Origin of the sequence: Variovorax sp. PBL-H6 (assembly GCF_901827155.1) — a bacterium.
Classification (GTDB): Bacteria; Pseudomonadota; Gammaproteobacteria; order Burkholderiales; family Burkholderiaceae_C; genus Variovorax.
The window spans coordinates 1,242,079-1,264,782 of the sequence record NZ_LR594659.1; the positions used below are offsets into that span (position 1 = coordinate 1,242,079).

Annotated in this window: 11 protein-coding genes; all 11 read right to left on the minus strand. The window is 68.8% G+C overall.

Annotated elements, in window-relative coordinates:
* Positions 1-4 precede the first annotated feature (4 nt).
* The 11 genes from G3W89_RS05945 to cphA all read right to left on the minus strand — a co-directional run bounded on the left by G3W89_RS05945 (position 5) and on the right by cphA (position 22,701).
* On the minus strand, positions 5-5,134 hold the full coding sequence (locus G3W89_RS05945) for a malto-oligosyltrehalose synthase (RefSeq protein WP_174258235.1): 5,130 nt from the start codon (positions 5,132-5,134) through the stop codon (positions 5-7).
* Positions 5,127-6,977 (minus strand): malto-oligosyltrehalose trehalohydrolase, encoded by a 1,851-nt coding sequence (gene treZ / locus G3W89_RS05950; protein ID WP_162573220.1) that lies wholly within the window; start codon positions 6,975-6,977, stop codon positions 5,127-5,129. Before treZ ends, G3W89_RS05945 begins: the two co-directional genes overlap by 8 nt.
* Positions 6,974-9,157, minus strand: coding sequence for a glycogen debranching protein GlgX (glgX, locus tag G3W89_RS05955; RefSeq protein WP_162573221.1), 2,184 nt, complete (start codon positions 9,155-9,157; stop codon positions 6,974-6,976). The genes treZ and glgX overlap by 4 nt, the downstream gene beginning before the upstream one ends.
* Positions 9,154-9,876 carry a mechanosensitive ion channel family protein gene (locus G3W89_RS05960; protein WP_162573222.1) on the minus strand — a complete coding sequence of 241 codons (723 nt, stop codon included), beginning with the start codon at positions 9,874-9,876 and terminating at the stop codon, positions 9,154-9,156. Before G3W89_RS05960 ends, glgX begins: the two co-directional genes overlap by 4 nt.
* Before the next feature lie 40 nt (positions 9,877-9,916).
* A complete protein-coding gene (treS, locus tag G3W89_RS05965; protein WP_162573223.1) occupies positions 9,917-13,252 on the minus strand; it encodes a maltose alpha-D-glucosyltransferase in 3,336 nt (1,111 codons plus the stop codon).
* Between the two features lie 12 nt (positions 13,253-13,264).
* On the minus strand, positions 13,265-15,319 hold the full coding sequence (locus G3W89_RS05970) for an alpha-1,4-glucan--maltose-1-phosphate maltosyltransferase (RefSeq protein ID WP_162573224.1): 2,055 nt from the start codon (positions 15,317-15,319) through the stop codon (positions 13,265-13,267).
* Entirely contained in the window at positions 15,312-17,198 is a 1,887-nt protein-coding gene (gene glgB, locus G3W89_RS05975) for a 1,4-alpha-glucan branching protein GlgB (protein WP_443083196.1), read from the minus strand. Before glgB ends, G3W89_RS05970 begins: the two co-directional genes overlap by 8 nt.
* Positions 17,199-17,662: 464 nt before the next feature.
* Positions 17,663-19,174, minus strand: coding sequence for a CYTH and CHAD domain-containing protein (locus G3W89_RS05980; protein WP_162573226.1), 1,512 nt, complete (start codon positions 19,172-19,174; stop codon positions 17,663-17,665).
* 30 nt (positions 19,175-19,204) lie between these two features.
* Complete coding sequence (locus tag G3W89_RS05985; protein WP_162573227.1) at positions 19,205-19,456, minus strand: hypothetical protein; 252 nt, start codon at positions 19,454-19,456, stop codon at positions 19,205-19,207.
* Positions 19,457-19,561: 105 nt separating this feature from the next.
* Complete coding sequence (locus G3W89_RS05990; RefSeq protein ID WP_162573228.1) at positions 19,562-19,957, minus strand: hypothetical protein; 396 nt, start codon at positions 19,955-19,957, stop codon at positions 19,562-19,564.
* A gap of 176 nt (positions 19,958-20,133) precedes the next feature.
* On the minus strand, positions 20,134-22,701 hold the full coding sequence (gene cphA, locus G3W89_RS05995) for a cyanophycin synthetase (RefSeq protein WP_162573229.1): 2,568 nt from the start codon (positions 22,699-22,701) through the stop codon (positions 20,134-20,136).
* Between the last annotated feature and the right edge of the window lie 3 nt (positions 22,702-22,704).

Here is a 22,704-nt window from a genome sequence, read left to right on the forward strand (position 1 = left end):
GCCGTCAAGGCTTCGCCCACAAGGCCGCGCCGGGGAAATGGGCGAAGGCAGCCGAGATGCGGATCGCGCCGTCCTGCAGCACGAAGGTCTCGCCCGTCAGCACGTTCTCGAAGCGCGTGCCCTCGGGCACCTCCGGCAGGCGCACCGTTGTGTCCTCCCACACTTCGCCGAGCGGCGGCTGGCCGATGCCGGCAAGCGAGCTGAACAGGCGCGCCGCAATCAACACCAGCACCTGGTCCTCGTGCCGGCGCATGAAGGCCACCACGTGCGCGGCTTTCGCGCCTTCGGCCGGTAGTCCTCGATAGTCGCCTTCGCGGAACAGCGCAGGCTGCTCGCGGCGCAGCGACAGCATGCGCCAGCCAACCCAGAGCTTGGCGCGTCCATCGCGGGCCGCGGCAGGCACCAGCGCGGCGACGCGGGCCGGAAGATCGCCGGTGCGGGTCATTGCCTCGAGTTCGTCCAGGCGGCGCATGCGCAGTGCGTAGTCCACCGGCCTCCGGTTGTCCGGATCGACCAGGCTCAGGTCCATCAGCTCGTTGCCCTGGTACACGTCCGGCACGCCGGGCGAACCGAATTTCAGCAGCGTCAGCGAGAGGCTGTTGAGCGCCCCGAACCAGGCCAGCGTGCGGGCCAGCGTCTGCAGGTCGTCGACGAAGCGCGGGTCGGCCTCGCGACTCAGCACCGCGCGCACGAAGGCTTCCAGCGCCTGCTCGTAGGCTTCGTCGGGGTTCGTCCATCGGGTGTGGAGCTTGGCCTCGCGCGCCGCCTTCTGCATGTAGCCCACGATGCGCTCGGTGTAGGGCTCGCGGGTGCTGTCGTCGAGGCCCTCGGCGGGCAGCGTGCCCAGCAAGGTCTGGTAGAGCAGGTATTCGTCGGTGGAGGAGGGGGCGCTGGACAGCGCGCCACCGGCTTCCAGCCTGCCGCGGATTCCGCGCGTCATCGCGCGCCAGCGCCGCAGCGCCAGGCGCCAGGTCCCCGGCATTTCCGACAGCACGTCGATGCGGCAGCGCACGTCCTCGGAGCGCTTGTTGTCGTGCGTGGAGCTGGCCAGCATGGTGTGCGGCCAGTGCCGCGCGCGATCGGCGCTTGCCTCGTGGAACTGCTCCACCGTCATCCCGAAGCGCGCCGGCTCGCCGCCCACCTCGTTGAGCGCACTCAGGGGGAAGTAGCGGTAGAAGGCAGTGTCCTCCACGCCCTTTGCCGTGACCGGCGCGCTGAACTGCTGGAAGCGGATCGACAGGTGAAGCACGCGCCGTTGCAGGGCCTCGTCGGCATCGGGCACGGCGCGTCCGAGCAGGGTCTGTTGCACGAAATCGTAGATCGAGACGTCCGCTTCCCGGCTGCCGCGCCGCGCCTCGCGGGTAGCCCAGGTGATGAAGCGTTCGTCCTGCGCCGAGGGTGCCTCGATGATGTACGTGCGGTAGACCGGCAGGCAGGCCGCGATCTCGCCCAGCGCGCGCTGAAGCGCATTGAAGGTGTAGTCGCGCGTACGCCGGTCGGCGCGCGCGATGCGCAGCAGCTCGGTGGACAGCACCGTCAGCTCCGAGGCAAGCGCGGTGCGCATGATGTCGCGCTTGCCGGCGCGCGCCAGGCTCAGGAAGCTGTCTCGCACGCCGGTGAAGTTGCGCCAGGTCTTCTCGAACTTCTCTGCCGCGGCGGTGTCGATGAGCACGCCATTCGCCACGTTGGCGAAGCGATAGCCGGTGGTGCCGTGCACATGCCACTCCCCGGGCACTTCCTCGTCCTCGGCCTTGATCTTCTCGGCCACGACGTAGAGCGGCCGCGCCGGCCGGCCGTCGTCGTCGCGCTCGGCCAGCACCAGGCCGGCGCGCTGCGCATAGCCTTCCTGCAACTGCCGGAAATAGCGGGTCGGGTCGTAGAGGCCATCCGGATGGTCGATGCGCAGCCCATCGACCTGTCCCGAGGCGGCGAGGTCGAGCGCGAGGGACTGCGTGGCTTCGAACACCCCCTCGCGCTCCATGCGCAGCCCTGCGAGCGAGTTGATGTCGAAGAAGCGCCGGTAGTTGATATCGTCCGCGGCCACGCGCCAGTAGGCGAGCCGCCACGCCTGTACCTCGATCAGCGCGTGCAGCTCGTCCCGTGCACTCGGCAAGTTGAGCTCGGCCACGCGCGCGGTGATGGCGCGCGCAACGGCCGGCTGGCGAGCCGGCAGTTGCGCCAACTGGGTCTTGAGCAGCTCCTTGTCGCGGGCCTGCTCGGCACGCGCCGGGTCGTCGCTCGCCTCGCGCCCGAGCAGGCGCCCGAAGGCCGAGGAAATGCCGGCCAGCTGAGCCGCGAGCGCTGCCTCCTCGAGCTGCATCGCCGCGCCGCCGAGCACCCGCGGATAGCTGTCGGGCGCCAGCGGAAAGCGGTGCTCGAAGTAATACACCGCGAGGCTCCCGCTGCCTTCGTCGAAACGCAGCACCAGGTCGCCGCTCATCAGCACGTCGCCGTAGTGGTCGCCCAGCACCGGGACCAGTACCTTGCCCGCAAGCTCGGGATTGAGCGGATGCCAGTCGATGTCGAAGTGCTGGGCATAGAGCGAGGCGGGGCCGTTCTCCAGCACGTCCATCCACCACGCGTTGTCGGCGCCCATCACGCCCATGTGGTTTGGCACCAGGTCCAGCAACTGCCCCATGTCGTGCACGCGCAGCGCGGCGACGAAGCGACGGAAGCCTTCGCGCCCGCCGAGCTCGGGGTTGACCTGGTCGTGCGCGACCACGTCGTAGCCGTGCATGCTGCCCGCCCTTGCGCGCTGGATCGGCGAGCAGTACACATGGCTGATGCCCAGGCGGGCGAGATAAGGCAGCACGCGGATCGCGTCGTCGAAGCGGAAGCCCTTGTGGAACTGGAGCCGGTAGGTGGCGCGCGGGATGCGCGCCTGCATCGCGCTGCGCTGCGCCGCGTCTGCCACGCGCGCGTGGGGACGCAGCCGGGCCAGCGTGCGCGCGAGCGAATCCATCTCCGCACTGGCGGCCAAGGTCTGCAGATCGGCCGGCAGCTTGCGTTGCCAGTTGGGCTGCTCGTGCGTCGTGCCGGGCATGTTGGCCTGCTCGACGACGCCGAGCACGTCCTCGAGCTGGACCATCATGAGCAAGGCGGGCGCCTCGGCGAGGAAGGCATGCACCGCCTCGACCATGCGCGGCGACAGGCGCGACTCGGTGCTGGCCTGCGCGACATCGTCGGCGCTCAGGTGGCCGGCATGCCGCACCGCAAGCAGCAGCTGCACGCGCTGGCGGGCGCGATCGAGCAACTGCTGCTCGAGCTGCGCCTCGTCGGCGATCAGCCCGAGGCGCAAGCGCAGCCGAAGGTCCTCGCCGCTCCACCAGCCCGCGAGCGTGTGGAGATCGTGGGTGGCCACGGCAGCCAGTGCCTGCGCGGGGTAGGCCGCCGCCGGCTTGAAGGCGCCATCGGACTCGCGTTCGAAGAACAGCAGCCGATACGACAGGATGTCGAAGCGCGCGAGCGCCTCGCGCATCTCGGGCGCGACGGTGCCGAGGTCCTCGCCGATCACCAGGCAGCGGTGGCGCTGGCTTTCGAGCGCGACGATGGCCAGCATCTCGTCGAGCGGGTAATGCACGTACCCGCCATCGCGCGCGGTGCGGCCTCCGGGAATCCAGAACAGCCGCATCAGCCCCATGACGTGGTCGATGCGCAGGGCGCCGGCGTCTCGCATGTTGGCGCGCAAGGTATCGATGAAGAACCGGTAGCCTTCCGCCCGCAGGCGATCGGGCCGCAGCGGCGGCAGTCCCCAGCCCTGGCCGCTGGGGTTGAATTCATCGGGCGGCGCGCCCACGCTCGCCTCGGCGGCGAACAGCGCACCCTCGCTCCAGACGTCGGAGCCGCCGCGGTCGCTCGACACCGCGAGGTCGAGGTACAGGCCGATGCCGAGGCCGAGCGCCTTGCAGTGCGCGTTGGCACGCGCCAGCTGGGCGTCGGCCAGCCACTGCAGGTACTGGTGGAACTGCACGCGCTCGGCATGCTCGCGTGCGAAGGCGGCAACGGCGGGGCTCCCGGGGTCCCTGTAGTCCCCGGGCCAGAGCGGCCAGCCCCACACGGCCGGATCGGCCGCGTGGAAGTGCGCCTGCAGCGCCTCGAACAAGGCATGCCGCCGCAGCGATTCGCCGCGATTGGCGACGAACTCCAGGAACGAAACGCCTGTGTCGTCCAGCGCGTCGCAGCCATCCTTCGACAGGTGACGCGTTCGAAAGTGCGTGAACAGCAGCTCCAGCACTTCGAACTTTGCCTGCGCGACGCCGGCATGGTTCACCAGCGGCAGCTCGCGCAGCGCGGCCAGCCGCGTCTGGAATTCGAGCGACCCCACCAGCCTGCGCGCGGTTTCGCAGTCGGCAAAGTCCGGCGTGGCTTCGACGTCGATGTAGAGCACGTTGAGCCAGCGCCGCGAGGATGGGCTGTACGGGCTTGCATGCGCCGGGTTGTGCGGAAACAGCGCATGCAGCGGGTTGAGGCCGACGATGTCGGCACCCCGGGGCGCCATCTGGGTGATGAGCTGGGCAAGATCGGTGAAGTCGCCGATCCCCCAGTTGCGCCGCGAGCGCAGCGCGTAGAGCTGCAGCGCCGGACCCCACACCCGGCCGCCGTCGCGCAGCGCCGCCGGGCGCCAGCAGCGCTCCGGCGCGCTGACGATGAGGGTCTCGCCCTCCAGCCCTTCGATGCGCAGCCGGTGGTAGCCCATCGTCAGGCCGTGGGCGAACGGTACCTGGCGCTCGCACCAGCGCGTGCCGTCGAGTTCGATGGAGGCCGTTTCGGGCAGTGCCGCCGCATCGATCTCGCCCTGATGCTGCGCACCGTCCTCGTCCCACAGCTGCCAGCGCAGCAGCGCCATCGAGGCGGGCATGCGCAGGGGCAGCATCCAGTCGGCGCTGGACGCTCGTATCACCCGCACCGGCGGCAAGCCATGCGACCAGCTTGCACGGCGCTCCGCCTCCAGCAGTGCGTCGGCCTGCGCGTCGTCGTGCAGCCGCACGCCGAACTCGGACAGCAGTGCGAGCAGGGTCTCGCGCGGCACCGGCCGGTGCGCGCCCCAGATGTCGTGGTAGTCGAGTGCGATGCCGAAGTGGGCGCAGAGGCGCGCGATCGCTTCCGAAGCGCCGTGATGTTCCGCTTCAGCCAAGGCCGGGCTCCTGCAGCGTCACGACAACGGCGCCGCGCGCCAGGCGCAGGGTGCCATCGCCGCTGCGCTCGATGGCATTGGCATAGAGGATCTCGCCCGGCGGCGGCGCGATGCCATCGACCGGCGCATCGCCGAAGTGTGCCGCGACGTGCAGGCGCGGCCCGTCCTCGCCGCGTGTCGTGTCCGCCAGCGTCCACGCGACGCGCAGCAGGCCGTCGTCGGCCTGGAAGCGTCCCGGACCGCACTGGCCCGCGAGCAGCGGTACGAGCCGTTGCTGCCGCAGCGCCAGCATCTCGCTCAGCTGGACGCGCCAGGCCTCGTGCAAGGGGTCGTCGCACTCCTCCCAGCGCAGCTTGGACGCGAGAAAGGTGGACTCGGCATTGGGATCGGGAATGCGCGCGCGCGCCGCCTCGTCGGCGAAAGCCGCGAAGCCGCCGAACTCGTCACGCCGGCCCTTCGAGACCGCGTCCGCCAGCTCGGGCCCGAAGTCGCAGAAATACTGGAAGGGCGTGGAGGCCTCGAACTCCTCGCCCATGAACAGCATCGGCACGTGGGGCGAGAACACGAGGCAGGTCCACGCGGCGCGCACCAGGGCGATGTCGCCGATCGCCTGGATGCGTTCGCCGAACGCGCGGTTGCCGACCTGGTCGTGCGTCTGCAGGTAGGAGACGAAGGCGGCCAGCGGCAGCCGGCTCGCGTCCTCGCCGCGCCGCTCGCCGCCTCGGAAGGCCGAGGGCTGTCCCTGGTACACGAAGCCCTGCGCCAGCGCGCGGCCGAATTGCGCCACGGGCTTGTCGGCGTAGTCGGCGTAGTAGCCGTCGGTCTCGCCGCTCACCAGCACGTGGGCCGCATGGTGCAGGTCATCGTTCCACTGGGCGGTGGCGCCAGGCGGCTGCCCGAGCGAATCGCGCGCGAGGAAGGAGGCCTGGTTGGCATCGTTCTCCAGCACCACGTGCACGTGCCGCTCCCGTCCGGGACCGCTGCGCAGCGCCTGGCAGACCTCCTGCACGATGTGCAGCGCCGAGTCGTCGCGGATCGCATGAACCGCATCCATGCGCAGGCCGTCGAATCGGAACTCCTCGACCCAGTAGAGCGCGTTGTGGATGAAGAAGTCGCGCACCGTGCGCGCCTCCTCGCCGTCGTAGTTGATGGCCGCGCCCCAGGGCGTCTGGTGCTTCGGGTTGAAGAACTGCGGGCAGTAGGCGTGCAGGTAGTTGCCCTCGGGTCCGAAGTGGTTGTAGACCACGTCGATCAGCACCATCAGCCCGAGGCCATGGGCGGCGTCGACCAGCGCCTTCAGGTCCTCGGGTGCGCCGTAGCTCGCATCGGGTGCGAACTGCAGCACGCCGTCGTAGCCCCAGTTGCGCTGTCCAGGAAAATCCGCCAGCGGCATGAGTTCGATGGCGGTGATACCCAGCTGCGCCAGCGCGGGCAGCCGCGCCTGCGCCGCGGCGAAGGTGCCCTCGGGCGTGAAGGTGCCGACATGCAGCTCGTAGATGACGGCTTCCTCCCAGGGCCGGCCGCGCCACTGACCGTGCTGCCAGGCATAGGCGTTCGGATCGATCACGCGGCTCGCACCGTGCACGTCGTCGGGATTGAAGCGCGAGGCCGGGTCGGGCACGCGCAGGCCGTCAGGCAGCCGGAAGCGGTAAGCGTCGCCGGGCCGTGCCTCGGGCAGGTCGAGCCGGTGCCAGCCGTCGCCATCGCGCAGCATCGGGTGCGAGGACGGTGGCTCGCCGAGCTCCAGCGCCACCTGGTCGGCGGCGGGTGCCCACAGGGCGAAGCGCACCCCCCCGCCGTCCAGCAGGGTGGTGCCGAAGGGCATGGGGTGAGAGTGATTCATGTCGAAGGTTCCGCCGCTGCTTCGGCGCTCACGCGCGCCGTGCGGGTCATGAGTACGAAAGAGCGGCTCTGCAGTCGATAACCGGGCTTTGCCCAGGGCTGCGACAAGTTGGCGCCCGTCTGGCCTTCCTCGGGAGGCAGGGCGCCGGTCGCCGTGTCGACCAGCAGGTACCAGGGCTCGCCCGCCTCGGGCAGGACGAATTCGAGGTCCTCGTGGTGGGCACTGAAGAGCAGCAGGAAATCGTCGTCGCGCACGGCCTCGCCTCGCGGTCCGGAGTCGGTGATGCCGAGGCCGGACACGAGCATGGCCAGCGCACGGGCCTCGCCGTCGTTCCAATCCTCGGGGGTCATCTCGCCGCCGTCGGGGCGCAGCCAGCAGACATCGTTGACCTTGCTGCCCGGGGGCGGTTGGCCCGTGAAGAAGCCGCGGCGGCGAAAGGAAGGGTGCATCCGGCGCAAGGCGATGACGCGCCGGACAAAGGTCGTCAGCGCCTCGCGCTCCTCGTCGGGACTCCAGTCCAGCCAGGTTCTTTCGTTGTCCTGGCAGTAGGCGTTGTTGTTGCCGTTCTGCGTGTGGCCGCGCTCGTCGCCGGCCAGCAGCATCGGCACGCCTTGCGACAGCAGCAGCGTGGCCAGCAGGTTGCGCATCTGGCGCGCGCGCAGCGCGAGCACGGCGGGCTCGGAGGTCGGGCCCTCCACGCCGCAGTTCCACGACAGGTTGTGGCTGCTGCCATCGCGGTTGTCCTCCCCGTTGGCCTGGTTGTGCTTGTCGTTGTAGGAGACGAGGTCGTGCAGCGTGAAGCCGTCGTGCGCGGTGACGAAGTTGATGCTGGAGTTGGGATGCCTTCCGGACCATCCGTAGAGGTCCTGCGAGCCGGTCAGGCGCTGCGCGAAGTCGCCGAGCTTGCCGCCGTCGCCTTTCCAGTAGGCGCGCACGCCGTCGCGGTAGCGGTCGTTCCACTCGGCCCATCCATAGGGAAAGTTGCCCACGCGGTAGCCGCCGTGGCCCAGGTCCCAGGGCTCGGCAATCAGCTTCACGCGGTTCAGCGTGGGGTCCTGCCGGATGGCATCGAAGAAGCCGCCCAGGTTCTCCACCTTGCCCGACTCGCGCGCGAGTGCCGAGGCGAGGTCGAAGCGGAAGCCATCGACATGCATCTCCTCGACCCAGTAGCGCAGGGAATCCATGACCAATTGCAGCGCGCGCGGATGCTCGAGATTGACGGTGTTGCCGCAGCCGGTGAAGTCGTCGTAGAAGCGGCGGTTCTCGCCGTTGGTGATGTAGTAGGACGCGTTGTCGACGCCGCGCATCGACAGCGTCGGCCCCATCTGGTTGCCTTCGCAGCTGTGGTTGTAGACCACGTCGAGGATCACCTCGATGCCGGCGGTGTGCAGCGTCTTCACCATGGTCTTGAATTCCTTGACCTTCTGCGAAGCGCTGTAGCGCATCTCGGGCGCGAAGTAGCACAGGGTGTTGTAGCCCCAGTAGTTCTGCATCCCCTTCTCGGCGAGGTGGCGGTCGTTCAGGAAGGCATGCACCGGCAGCAGCTCGACGGTGGTGACGCCCAGGCGCCAGAGGTAGTCGACCACCGGCGCGGAACACAGCCCGGCGTAGGTGCCGCGCAGCTGCGGCGGCACGTCGGGATGCGTCATCGTGAAGCCCCGCACGTGCATCTCGTAGATCACCATGTCCTGCCACGCAATTCGCGGCGGGCGATCGTCTCCCCAGGTGAAGGCCGGCTCGAGCACCCGGCCCTTCGGCATGAGCGGCGCGCTGTCGCGGCGGTCGAAGGACAGGTCCTGGCGCTTGCTGCCCACCGTGTAGCCGTACAGCGCGTCGCTCCAGCGCAGCTGGCCGACGAGGTCCTTGGCATAGGGGTCGATGAGCAGCTTGTTGGGGTTGAAGCGATGCCCCTCCTCGGGCTTGTACGGGCCATGCACGCGAAAGCCGTAGGCCATGCCCGGCCGCGCCTCGGGCAGATAGCAATGCCAGATGTCGTCGGTGCGCTCGGGCATCGTGATGCGGTGGCGCTCATGACGTCCCTTGTCGTCGAAGATGCACAGCTCCACCTTCGTCGCATGCTGCGAGAAGAGCGAGAAGTTGACGCCTTCGCCATCCCAGTGTGCGCCGCGCGGATAGGGGCGGCCGGGCCAGACTGCGGTGATCAGGTCGTTGGTTTTCATCGGCGAAACTTGCGCTCCTCGAGCCGGTCGATGAGGTCCTTGTCCCTGTCCTTGTGCTCGCGCGGCCACCATTGCTCGATGCGCTCGGCCGCCCAGTCCTTGCCGCCGAGCCCGAAGGCCAGGGCCAGCGCGAACACCACGCCGGCGAGGATGACGAGGAAGCTCTCGCGCACGATGTCGCCGCCGACCTTGATCTGGTCGAGCGCGATCAGCACCACGAAGACCATGATCGCGTACTGCGCCAGCTTGCCGAGGAAGACGGCGTCCTGCAGCTTGCTGTTGCGGCCGTAGGAGGTCACCGTGTCGCCGACGAAGCGCGCGAAGTAGGAGCCGAAGGCCAGCACCAGCAGCGAGACGAAGACATTGGGCACGAACCACATCACCTTGCCGATCAGGTCGCTGATGTAGGTGAGACCCATGCCGTTGAAGGCGATCAGCAGCGCGGCCAGGATCACCAGCCAGTACACCAGTACGCCGAACACGCCCGTGGTGTCCCCTCGCATGCCGCCCTGGCGCAGGAAGCCGTCGAGGCCGGCCCGCTCGGTGAGCACGTTGAAGTTGACGGCATGCAGTGCCTTCACCACCGTGAAGCGCGCCACTTTGGCGAGCAGCCAGCCGGCGACCACCACCACCAGCGCGAAGAGCAGCCGCGGCAGAAAGGCGCCGATCTGAAACAGGATGGCCCGCAAGGGCTCCAGGTGGATTCCGAAGCTTTCCATGATGCTTGTCTCCCGTGGGGGCGTTGGCGGCGGGCGTTCGTCAGGATGCGGCGTCGCGACCCGCCAGCGCAAGGAGGCCTTGCAGCGGGACCTGGACCCAGTCGGTGCGATTGTTCAGTTCGTAGCGCAGTTCGTACAGCGCCTTTTCGAGTTCGAACAGGTCCAGCAGTTGCAGGTCGACCGGCATTGCGGGCTCGGCTTCTTCCATTGCCTCGAGGTAGGCGGAGAGGAAGGCCTGGCGGCTGGTGGTCTCCCATTGGCGCACGGGCGTGCCCAGGCGCTGCAGCTCGTCGGTGTTCTGCGCCACGCGCTTGAGCGCCGACCAGCGCGCGTAGTTCAAGGAGCGCAGCATGCCGGCCACGTCGCGCAATGCCGAGCCCTTGGCCCGGCGCTCCTCGAAGGTGCGGGTGGGCTCGCCCTCGAAATCGATGATGACGAAGTCGTTGTCGCTCACCAGGACCTGTCCGAGGTGATAGTCGCCGTGGTAGCGCGTCTTCAGGCCGTGCCCGTCGCCGATCGCCGCGGAGGCGCGCGCCGCGAGCCGGCTTTCCTGCGCGAGCAGCGCCTGGGCGTCCTCCTGCGCGGCGCCGGGCAGTTGCGGCAGGCGCTCGCGCAGCAGTGTCATCGTGGTCGCGACGTCGGCGCTCGCATGCTCGCGCATGGCCTGGATGTCCTCGGCCGCGAGGGGTTCGGGGTCGAAGGCCGGATCGCCGGTGCGGCGCGCCAGTGCAAGGTGCAGTTCCGCGGTGCGGCGGCCGAGCACCTCCATCAGCGCCGCGAAGCCGCCGTGGGCCTGCGCCGGAGCGACGTCGGCGAGCGTCTCGGGCGCGGTGCGCAGCTCTTCGAGGAAGCGCTCCACGTAGCCCAGCGTGTACACCCAGCCGTCCCCCTGGTTGCGGACGTAGCGCTGCACCATCGCCAAGGTCGCGGTGCGGCCATCGTCGCCGACATATTCGAGCGCGCCCAGCACCGGCACGCAATGCGGGTAGCGGGCGACGCTGGTGAGGAAGCGACCCAGCTCGACCTCGGGGTTCACGCCCTCGCGCACGCGCCGATAGGCCTTGAGGAAGAGGGTCTCGTTGAAGGTCACGACCGTGTTGCTGCTCTGCGCGCCAGGGCGGCCGACGGCCAGCGCGTCGAGGTCGGCCTCGACCCGGCTGAACGCATCGGTGGGCGTGAAGCGCAGCCGACCCCTGGCTGCCGGCACTTCCATGCCGTCGCGCACGGCGCGCACCATCGCGCGGCAGAAGGTCTCGTCGAAGAAGGCATCGGCCATCACGCCGACGTTCGCCTGCTGCCGCACCTTGGCGACGCCCGCCTGGGTCAGGCGATTGAGGCGGTCTTCGTCCTGCTCCTCCCAGGCCAGCGCCAGCGGCACGAAATAGGTCGACGCCTCGGAGGGGCCGTCGAGCGAAACGAGGGGCAGCATCCAGCTGTAGCCGTCGCTGTCCCACACCGCGTGATCCACGAGCCGGGCGCGCGCGACCGCCGCGCCCTTGGAGGCGTACCAGCGCTGGATCTCGATGAAGCGTGGAAGGGTGTCGGTCTCGAACTGCGTGAGCATGCGCTCGGCCATGCCGATGCGCCACGGCATCACGCGGTCGCGGAAGAAGCTGGTCCATCCGTCGAACAGCACCAGCGTCGGCCGGTCCTGCAGGCCCACGCCTTCCTGGTGCCAGCTGGGCATCTCGGCGTCCTGCGCGAGCCGGAACCAGTAGAAGCCGTACGAGGGCAGGGTGAGCAGGTACGGCAGCTCCCCGATCGGCGGGAACGAGGTGCGCCCCAGCATCTCGACCGGAATGCTGCCCTTGTGGGCCGAGAGGTCCAGCTCCACCGGCTGCGCCGCACGCGAGAGGTTGAAGACGGTCAGGATGGTGTCGTCCTCGTGTTCGCTGAGATAGGCGAGGATCTTGCGGTTGCCGGGCCGCAGGAACACCCGTTTGCCGCGGCCGAAGGCCCGGCTGGTCTTGCGCACCGAGAGCATGCGGCGGGTCCAGTTCAGCAGCGAGCTGGCGTCGCGCGCCTGCGCCTCGACGTTGAGCGCCTCGTAGCCGTACATCGCGTCCATGATCGGCTGGAGGTACAGGCGCTGCGGGTCGGCCCGCGAGAAGCCTGCGTTGCGGTCGGGGCTCCATTGCATCGGCGTGCGCACGCCGTTGCGGTCGCCGACGAAGACGTTGTCGCCCATGCCGATCTCGTCGCCGTAGTAGATGATGGGCGAGCCCGGCATCGACAGCAGCATCGCGTTCATCAGCTTCACGCGGTCCATGTCGTTTTCCATCAGCGGCGCGAGGCGGCGCCGGATGCCGACGTTGATGCGGGCGCGCAGGTCGGCCGCATACATGAGGTACATGTAGTCCCGCTCCTTGCTGGTCACCATCTCGAGCGTGAGCTCGTCGTGGTTGCGCAGGAAGATGGCCCACTGGCAGCCCTCCGGGATCTCGGGCGTCTGCTGGATGATCTCGACGATCGGGTGGCGGTCCTCCTGCGCGATCGCCATGTACATGCGCGGCATCAAAGGAAAGTGGTACGCCATGTGGCATTCGTCGCCGTCGCCGAAGTACTCGCGCACGTCCTCGGGCCACATGTTGGCCTCGGCCAGCAGGAAGCGGTTCTTGTACTGTGCATCGATGGCGGCGCGCAGCTGCTTGATCACCACGTGGGTCTCGGGCAGGTTCTCGTTGCTGGTGCCGTCGCGCTCGCACAGGTAGGGAATGGCGTCGAGCCGGAAGCCGTCCACCCCCATGTCGAGCCAGAAGCGCATGGTCTTGAACACGGCCTCCAGCACCTTGGGGTTGCTGAAGTTGAGGTCGGGCTGGTGGCTGAAGAAGCGATGCCAGTAGTAGGCCTTGGCCACCGGGTCCCAGGCCCAGTTGGAGGTCTCGGTGTCGGTGAAGATGATGCGCGTGCCCTGGTAGAGCTGGTCGGTGTCGCTCCACACGTAGAACTCTCGCTCGGGCGAGCCCGGCGGCGCCCGGCGTGCGGCCTGGAACCACGGGTGGTCGATCGAGGTGTGGTTGATGACCAGCTCGGTGATGACCCGCAGGCCGCGCTTGTGCGCCTCCTCCAGCATGATCTTGAAGTCGGCCAGGCTCCCGTAGTGCGGGTGCACGTCTTCATACTCCGCGATGTCGTAGCCGTCATCGCGCAGCGGCGAGGGGTAGAAGGGCATCAGCCAGATGGTGTTGACGCCCAGGTCCTTCACGTAGTCGAGCTTGGCGGTCACGCCCTTGAAGTCGCCGTAGCCATCGTCGTTCGAATCGAAGAAGGCCTTGACGTTGAGCTGGTAGATGACGGCATCGCGATACCACTGCGGATCGTCTGTGCTGTCGATTTCGACGGTCTCCAGGAGCAGGTGCGATACCGGTGCATTCATGTCGAAAGGCCCCTACAGGAAATAATCGAAATCGCGTTCGTCGCGCACGCGCCGCCGCACCAGGAAGACATGCGCCGGCACGCTGTGCGGATCGAGCCGGATGAAATGGCGACTGCCCTGCCAGAGGTAGCGCTGGTTGCTCAGCAGGTCGTGCATCTGGAACGGATGTTCGGGCTCGCAGCCGACGAAGTCCAGGTCGAGGTCGAGCCAGCCGGACTGCACGTTGTGCGGGTCGAGGTTGACGACCGTCACGATCACGTTGCTGCCGTCGGGCGAACGCTTGGCATAGGCCAGCAACTCGCCGTTGTCGATGTCGAAGAAGCGCAGGCTGCGGTCCGAATGCAGGGCGGGGTGCTCGCGCCGGACCTGGTTGACGCGTGCGATGAAGGGCGCGAGGCTCTGCGAGTCGTCGTGGTTCCACCGGCGCAGCTGGTACTTCTCGGAGTTCAGGTACTCCTCGCTGCCCTGCTCGCGCGGCAGGTGCTCGCGCAGCTCGAAGGCGGGGCCATAGATGCCGTAGCTTGCCGACAAGGTGGCGGCCAGCACCAGGCGGGTCATGAAGACGGGGGTTTCGCCGCCCTGCAGCCGCTCGTGCAGGATGTCGGGCGTGTTGGGCCACACATTCGGCCGGAAGTACTCGCTGCCGGGCCCCTGCGAAAGCTCGGTGAAATACTCGGTGAGCTCCTGCTTGGTGTTGCGCCAGGTGAAGTAGGTGTAGGACTGCGAGAAGCCCAGCTTGGCGAGCCGGTGCATCACCTTGGGCCGGGTGAAGGCCTCGGCGAGGAACAGCACGTCGGGATGCGCGCGCTTGAGCTCGCCGATCGCCCATTCCCAGAAGGGGAAGGCCTTGGTGTGCGGGTTGTCGACGCGAAAGATCTTCACGCCCTCGCCGATCCAGTGCTCGAACACGCTCTTGAGCTCGGTCCAGAGCCCCTGCCAATCTTCGGTCTCGAAGTTGAAGGGATAGATGTCCTGGTACTTCTTCGGCGGGTTCTCGGCGTACTGCACGGTGCCGTCGGGGCGCCAGCGGAACCAGGAGGGATGGGCCTTCACGTAGGGGTGGTCGGGCGCGCACTGGAACGCGATGTCGAGCGCGATCTCCAGGCCGTGGCGCTGCGCCTCGACGCGCAGGTGCTGGAAGTCCTCGCGGGTGCCCAGCTCCGGCAGGATGGACTTGTGGCCGCCTTCGTCGGCGCCGATGGCCCAGGGGCTGCCGACATCACCAGGCTGCGCCGCGAGCGCGTTGTTCTTTCCCTTGCGCTGGATGCGCCCGATCGGATGGATCGGCGGAAAGTAGAGCACGTCGAAACCCATGGCGGCGATCGCCGGCAGGCGCGCTTCCACGTCCTTGAAGGTGCCGTGCCGGTCGCCTTCGGGGGCGGTGGAGCGCGGGAAGAGCTCGTACCAGGTACTGAAGCGCGCGCGCACGCGGTCGGCCACGAGCGGCAGCTCCACCGGGTGGTGCGTGGCCAGGCGGCGGTCGGGGTAGCGCTCGGCCAGCGTGCAGAGCGCCTCGTCCAGCGCGAAGGCCTTGAGGGCGGTCGCGTCCATGCTGTTCTCGACCGCCGCCGCGTTCAGCTCGCGGCTCCAGCGCGCCAGCGCCCGAGCATCTGCATTTTTCGCCTGCTCGGCACGTTCGGCCGCGGCGGCGATCTCCTGCGCGCCCACCTGCGAGGCGATGCGGATGTCCTCCGGATCGACGCGGCGCGCCATGTCGTGCCGCCACGATTCGAAGGCATCGACCCAGGCGGTGACGGTGTAGCGATAGCGGCCGATGGCGGGCGGCGCGAACTCGGCCTCCCAGACGTCGTTGCCCAGCGGCTTCATCGGCACTTCGGTCCATCCCGCATCGGCCTCCGGACGCCAGCGCAACATCACGCGCAGTACATCGTGGCCGTCGGCGAAGCAATGGGCCTCCACGCGCAAGGCCTCGCCGGCCACGCGCTTGACCGCGAAGCGGCCGCCGTCGACATGGGGCAGAACGGCATCGATGACGGCGCGCACGCGGCCATCCTCGCCGTCGGCGCGTTCGATTTCCGGAGCAGGCGATGCGGCGGCCTCAGACATGGGGGTGGTGCTCCAGGATCAAGGTGGAGAGCGGCGGAAGCGTGAGACAGAGCGAATGCATGCGGCCGTGCGAACGAACGGGCGAGGCCTCGACGCCACCGAAGTTGCCCCAGCCGGCGCCGCCGAATTCGGTGGCGTCGCTGTTGAGGCGCTCGCGCCAGAAGCCGCCCTTGGGTACGCCGAGCAGGTAGTTGGTGCGCGGCACCGGCGTCATGTTGCTGACCACCAGCAGGGGCGCCCCTTCGCGGGGCTTGCGCAGGAAGGCGAAGACGCTGTGTTCGGCGTCGTCGGCCGCCACCCATTCGAAACCGGCGCCGGAGAAGTCGAGCTCGTGCAGCGCCGGCGTGGTGCGGTAGACGCCATTGAGCTGGGCCACGAAGCGCTGCAGCCCCGCATGGCCGTCGAGCGCGGCAACCCACCATTCGAGCTCGCCGTCGTGGGTCCATTCGCGGCGCTGGCCGAACTCGCCGCCCATGAAGAGCAGCTTCTTGCCCGGATGTCCCCACATGAACCCGAACAGCGCGCGCAGGTTGGCGAACTGCTGCCAGCTGTCACCCGGCATCTTGTTGAGCAGCGAACCCTTGCCGTAGACCACCTCGTCGTGCGAGAGCGGCAGCACGAAGTTCTCGCTGAAGGCATACACCAGCGAGAAGGTCATCTTGTGGTGGTGGTAGCGACGATTGACCGGGTCCTCGTGCATGAAGGCCAGGCTGTCGTGCATCCAGCCCATGTTCCACTTCATGCCGAAGCCCAGGCCGTCCATGTCGGTCGGGCGCGACACGCGCGGCCAGGCGGTGGATTCCTCGGCGATGGTGAGCGTGTCGGGGTGCTCGCGGTAGACGGCGCGGTTGAGCGTCTGCAGGAACTCGACGGCCTCCAGGTTCTCGCGTCCGCCGTGGCGGTTGGGAATCCATTCGCCGTGCGCGCGCCCGTAGTCGAGGTAGAGCATGGAGGCGACTGCATCGACGCGCAGCCCGTCGATGTGGTACTTGTCCAGCCAGAACAGGCCCGAGGAGATCAGGAAGCTGCGTACCTCGTGGCGCCCATAGTTGAAGATGCTGGACTTCCATTCGGGATGGAAGCCCTGTCTCGGGTCCTCGTGCTCATAGAGATGGGTGCCGTCGAAGTAGCCGAGCCCGTGCTCGTCGGTGGGAAAGTGCGACGGCACCCAGTCCAGCAGCACGCCGATGCCGCGCTGGTGCAGGTGGTCGACGAAGTACATGAAGTCCTGCGGCGTGCCGTAGCGCGACGTGGGTGCGAAATAGCCGGTGGTCTGATAGCCCCAGGAGCCGTAGAAGGGATGCTCGGTCACGGGCATCAGCTCCACGTGCGTGAAACCCATCTCGCACACGTAGTCGGCCAGCAGCGGCGCGAGCTCGCGGTAGTTGAGGAACTGGCCGTCGCGGCGGCGCCAGGAGCCGAGATGGACCTCGTAGGTGGACATGGGCGCATCCAGCGCGTTGCGCGGGGCGCGCGTGGCCATCCAGTCGCCATCGCCCCATTCGTAGTTGAGCGACCAGGCGCGCGAGGCGGTAGCGGGCGCGGCCTCGCAGAAGAAGGCAAAAGGGTCGGCCTTGTCGACCTGGTAGCCGTTGTGGCGCGAGCGGATGCGGTACTTGTAGGCCTGGCCCGGCGCGACCTCGCAGACGGAGCCGGTCCAGATGCCGCTGTCCTGATGGGCCTGCAGCGGATGGGCATCGCCGTTCCAGCCGTTCCAGTCGCCGACCACCGAAACCGAGGCGGCATTCGGCGCCCAGACCGCGAAGTGGGCGCCGCCGTCCCCGCGCAGGTGGCAGCCTAGTTGATCGTAGAGACGGGAGTGCGTGCCCTCGCTGAAGAAATAGCGGTCCTGGGCGCTGAACGGGGCGGAAGAGGTGATGGGCACTGCGGGCGTCCTTGGCGTTCGAGGGCCGCGGCCGGGCAACGAACGCAGCCGGATCGGCGTGAACTTGCCTTTGTAGGAGTAGCGCGCGGCCCCGGCAATGGCCGCGCTCGCGCTTCAGCTTGTCGGACAGCGGCGCGTCTTGGACGGGCTGGAAAGGCGCAGGATCCATTGGCTGACAGGCAGAATGCGCCTGCGAGCGAGTGTCAAGCCTGTGAGTTCGGGAGAACCTTCATGTTCAAGTTGCTCAAGCTGGCGAGCTCATTGATTTTGTGTGTCGTGGCCGGTTGCGCGGCCAGCGCGCCTCCCGGCGACTCTGCATGTTCAACCCAACCCGGCAGCTACGCCTGTCAGATCGAGCAATACCGACGTGTCGACCAATGAAGTCGTTTGGGATCAGGGGACGTAAGAGCGGCGCAGAACGCTTTCTGGACTGAGCACCAGGCAGTCCCTTGCGACGTCTATGACGATTTCCAGAACCGCCGCGCCTGCGCCACCTTTTCCAATGCCGTCCTGCATTCGAGCGCACGCTGCCGCTGTTGCGCAGAGAGCCATCCGACCGCGAACCAGGCGCTGCCATCGTGGCCAGCCGCCTTGCGGTAGGCATCGATCGCCACGGCCGCGTCGTTGTGCTCGCCCAGCGCATCCTGGGCGGGATGTAGCGCTTTCAGGTAGCGCGCGGCACGGCGCTTCCCAAAGATCGGGGCGACGAACTCGGCCAGGTAGCGCAGGCGCTTGAGCCGCTTGCGGACCCGGTGCTGTGCCTCTGGCGCCAGCGTGTCGAAACGGCGGCTGTCGCGCACGACCTGGCGGTGCAGCTTCGACAGGCGCGCGCGCAGCGGCTTGCGGGCCGGCTCGGCGTGCTGCTCGGCCGGGGGCGCGCCGGCGGGTTGTTCCTCAGGCGGCAACGAGGCGGCAATCAGGCCGATGAGAACCAGTTGGAAGGCCTGCCCGCGCACCACGGCGGCCGGGTCTGGCTCCGGTTCGGCGGGGTGGGGCCAAGTCACCTGCGGACCGCCAGCCGCTTCGATCTGCGGCTGCACCGTCTTCTGCAGGTGCTCGCGATCGCGCTGGCGGCCCAGCGCGCGGAAGGCGTCCACCAGGGCGGGTTCCCAGGTGGGGTCGATGGCGGGCGCGAGGGCGCCCATCTCGCGCAGGGCAGTTCGCAGGCGACGAATGCCGACGCGCAGTTGATGCACATGCTCGGGCTCGGGGCTGGCGGCGGCCACTTCGCTGGCGTTGGGCAGGATCTGCGCGAGGCAGGCGCCAAGGACGGCGCGGAACACCTGCGGCCCGTCCATGTCCTCGCCCACTGCGGGCGGCTCGGCCTTGATTGGCACACCGTACTCGACGCCCTTGGCCAGCCGCTCGCCGCGCGCCGACTTGGAGACCGTGTCCAGCGAGATCGCGTAGCGCACGCGCCAACGGCGCGCGAGCTCGAGCAAGGATTGCGGGCTGCCGCTCTTGAGTTCGATCTCGAGCTCGCACACGGGATGCGAGCGGTCTCCGGCGCGCACCTCGCCACGGTCGAAGGCAAGCTCGACGCACGCGTCACCGGTGCGCATCTCGCGCGTGGTGCGGCGGATGTCGGTGGCGTGGAGCGGCAGCAGCCGCGCACCAGCCGTGTCCTGGCCGGCGGCGTGCAGCGCCCTGGCGATCAGCGCGCCGACAGGCGTGCCGGCATGGCGCTCGAGCCGCGGCAGCGGCACGTCGCCGGCCTTGGCGGTGTCGATCTCGACGTTGTGCTCATGACGCTCCAACGCATTGCCGCCCGGCGCCTTGGCGGTCTGAACCCAGCGCTGCCCCTCCTTGCGGACGCGCAGCACGATGCGCTGGGCCGCCAGCGCGCCGTCGGCGGTGTCGTAGTAGCGGGCCTGTAGGCGCTGTCGGGTCGAGCGGCCGCGCGCGACCGCGCCTTCGACGGCCGCCCTGTCGCGCGGGTCAACCTGGAACTTGAGCTCGAATTCGGTCACGTCTTCAGACGGCACCCTGCCGACAGCGGCTCAGCCCGGGAGTTCGCTGACTTGCAGGGACAGGTCGTAAAGCTTGGACTTGCTCGCGTAATAGCGGTCGAGCCGCCATTCCTTGAGGATGTCCATCGCCAACTGGAAGCTCTTGTAGTCGAGCTGATAGAGCGTGACCAGCTCGAAGCTGCGTTCGGATTCGAGCGCCAGAACAAGGCGGGCGAGGATCTGGGCCGATTCGTCGGCCGGGTCCGTTTCGATGAAGCGGCGGGCGACCTTGATGGCGTTCATGGGCTGGGTTCCTCCTGATGGATCTGGAACTATAGCCAGCCCTTCCTGGCCTTTCGTGACAGTCTGACGACGGTGTAGCTCTCTTGGGCTTTTTGCTTGACGGGCTCACTGAACCGGCGCCGGAATCGGCGTGACGGTCTCGCGGATCAAGCCGCCGCCGAGCACGCTGCCTTCGACCGAGGTGGTGCCGGTACCGCGCATGCGGGCCTCGCAGGCGGAGCGATCGGCCGGTGGCTGCAGGGCGCAGCGGGCCAGGGCGTTCTGTTCGTAGGTGGTGGGAGGCGCGCTCGTCAGTCCGCCGCGTCCGGCTTCGTAGCGGGCGGCACCCGCTTCGCGCAGGCAGGCGTTGCGGTCCTGCAGCACGCCGTCGCAGACGGCGCGCTCGCGCAGGTAGCCGGACTCGGTGCCCTGTGCGGCGCCGAGGGACGGCAGTGCGAGACTGCCGGCGGCGAGCACGAGGGCCAGGCTCGAACGAATGGTCGTGTGAACGGTCTTGTTCATGAAGGCGCTCCTTTCAGGACAGGGCGACGCGGCATGCGCCGGCCGGACAGACAGTGTCCGCCACCCATGAAGCAAGCGCTGTGGGACTGGAGCGGCTCGCCGCCCGCCGGCCGCGCCGCGGCTCGATGTGGGACAGGTCCGGCACGCGGTCCGGAAGCGCGCCGGCTCTGTGCCGCTCAGGCTTCTGCGATGCGCTTGGCCAGGTGAGCGAGCGCTTCCTCGACCTGGTCGACCAGGATCAGCGACAGGTCGCCGGGCTGCAGCCGCTCGAGCGCGGTGTCGATGGCGATGAACTCGCCGCGGATCTCGTCGATGGCCCGGGTGCGGGTCGCGCCCGCCAGTCCCTGGCGCAGCAGCGCCATGACCTCCCCGTCGGCCCGGCCACGCTGGGCTGCGTCCTGGTAGAGGATCACGTCGTCGAAGGCCTGGCCGAGGATGGCCGTCTGGTCGCGGATGTCGCAGTCGCGGCGGTCGCCCGCGCCGCTGATCACCACCGAGCGCTTCCTCGCCGGCATGGTGTCGACGGCGGCCACGAGCGCGCGCATGGCATCGGTGTTGTGGCCGTAGTCGGCGATGACAGTGGCGCCGCGGTAGTCCATCACGTTGAAGCGGCCCGGCACGCCCGCCGCGTCGTTCTTGAAGCTGGCGAGGCCGCGGCGGATGCTGTCCCAGTCCAGGCCGACGGCCCAGGCTGCGGCGACGGCAGCCATCACGTTGTCGACCTGGAAGCCGATGCTGCCGTTGCGGGTGATCTGCACGTCGCGCAGCGGAATGCGCTCGCGCCACGAACCCTCCGCCGCGACGAGCGTGTCCTGGTCGACGTACACGGTGCGCTTGCCCTGGGCGCGATGCGTGGCCATCACGGGGTGCTGCCGGTCCTGGGCGAAGAAGATCACGCTGCCCGGGCAACTGGCGGCCATGGCGGCGACGTTCGGATCGGCCGCGTTGAGCACCGCGTAGCCATCGGGCGCCACGTTGCGCACGACCACGCGCTTGAGCACCGCCAGGTCCTCGACGGTGGTGATGTAGTTGAGGCCGAGGTGGTCGCCGCTGCCGATGTTGGTCACCACTGCCACCTGGCAGCGGTCGAAACCAAGGCCTTCGCGCAGAACGCCGCCGCGCGCCACTTCGAACACGGCGGCATCGACATCGGGGTGCAGCAGGACGTTGCGCGCGCTCTTGGGGCCGCTGCAGTCGCCGCTGTCGGTCTGGCGGCCGTCCACGTACACGCCGTCGGTGTTGGTCATGCCGGTGCGCAGGCCGCTGCCGGCGAGCAGGTGGTTGACAAGGCGCGCTGTGGTGGTCTTGCCGTTGGTGCCGGTCACCGCCACGACCGGGATGCGGCCGTCGTCGCCAGGCGCGAAGAGAGTGTCCATCACCGCATCGCCGACCGCGCGGCCACGGCCGAAGGAGGGCGAGATGTGCATGCGCAGGCCCGGCGCGGCGTTGACCTCGACCACGCCGCCGTGCTGTTCCTCGAGCGGGCGCAGCACGTTCTCGCAGACCATGTCGACGCCGCAGATGTGCAGGCCGACCATCTGGGCCGCATCGACGGCGCGCGCCGCGACTTCAGGATGCACCGTGTCGGTCACGTCGGTGGCGGTGCCGCCGGTCGACAGGTTGGCGTTGTTGCGCAGCACCACGCGCTGGCCGAGCGCCGGCACGCTGTCGGGCGCAAGGCCCTGGGCCTCGAGGCGACCGATGGCGATGTCGTCGAGCCGGATCTTGGTCAGCGAGGTGGCATGCCCTTCGCCGCGGCGCGGGTCCTGGTTGACCAGGCCGACCAGCTGGCGCACGGTGTGGCTGCCATCGCCGATGACCTGCGGCGGGTCGCGGCGCGCGGCGGCGACCAGCTTGTCGCCGACCACCAGGAGGCGGAAGTCGAAGCCCGGCAGGAACTTCTCGACCATCACTTCACCGTAGGCCGCGGCCGAGTCGTAGGCGGCGGCCAGCTGCTCGCGCGTGCCGATGTTGACGGTGACGCCCTTGCCCTGGTTGCCGTCCTGCGGCTTCACCACCACCGGCAGGCCGATCTCCTGCGCGGCGGCCCAGCCGTCCTCGACGCTCGTGACGGGGCGGCCCAGGGGCACCGGCACGCCGGCGGCGTTGAGCAACTGCTTGGTGAGCTCCTTGTCCTGCGCGATCGACTCGGCCACGCCGCTGGTGCAGTCGACTTCGGCGGCCTGGATGCGGCGCTGCTTCGAGCCCCAGCCGAACTGCACCAGGCTGCCGCTGGTGAGGCGCCGGAAGGGGATGCCCCGCGCCACGGCGGCATCGACGATCGAGCCGGTGCTCGGGCCCAGTCGCTCCGATTCGTCGAGGTCGCGCAATTCGGTGATGGCGGCGTGGGCGTCGAAGGCGGTGCCGGCCTGGGCAGCAGCGATCAGCTGTTCGGCGAGCTCCAGGGCGCGCCGGCCAACGGCCTCCTCGCTGTACTGGAACGCGACCTGGTAGACGCCTTCGTCGATGGTGCGGGCGGTATGGCCGAAGTTGACGGCGCAACCGGCCTGGGACTGCAACGCAACAGCCGCGTTCTCCAGCACGTGCGCCAGCGCCAGCGGCTGGCCGAGCACGATCGGGTGCAACTCGCCGATGGTGGGAAAGAGGGCGCGCAGGCGGCGCTCGAAGCCGGTCAGCCTTCCGACGGCGTTCTCGTCACCGCTGCAGGTGACGACGGCCTCGATGCAGGTGTGGCGGCTCCAGAGATTGGGCCCGCGCAGCGCGCGAATGCGTTTGACGTCCATAAC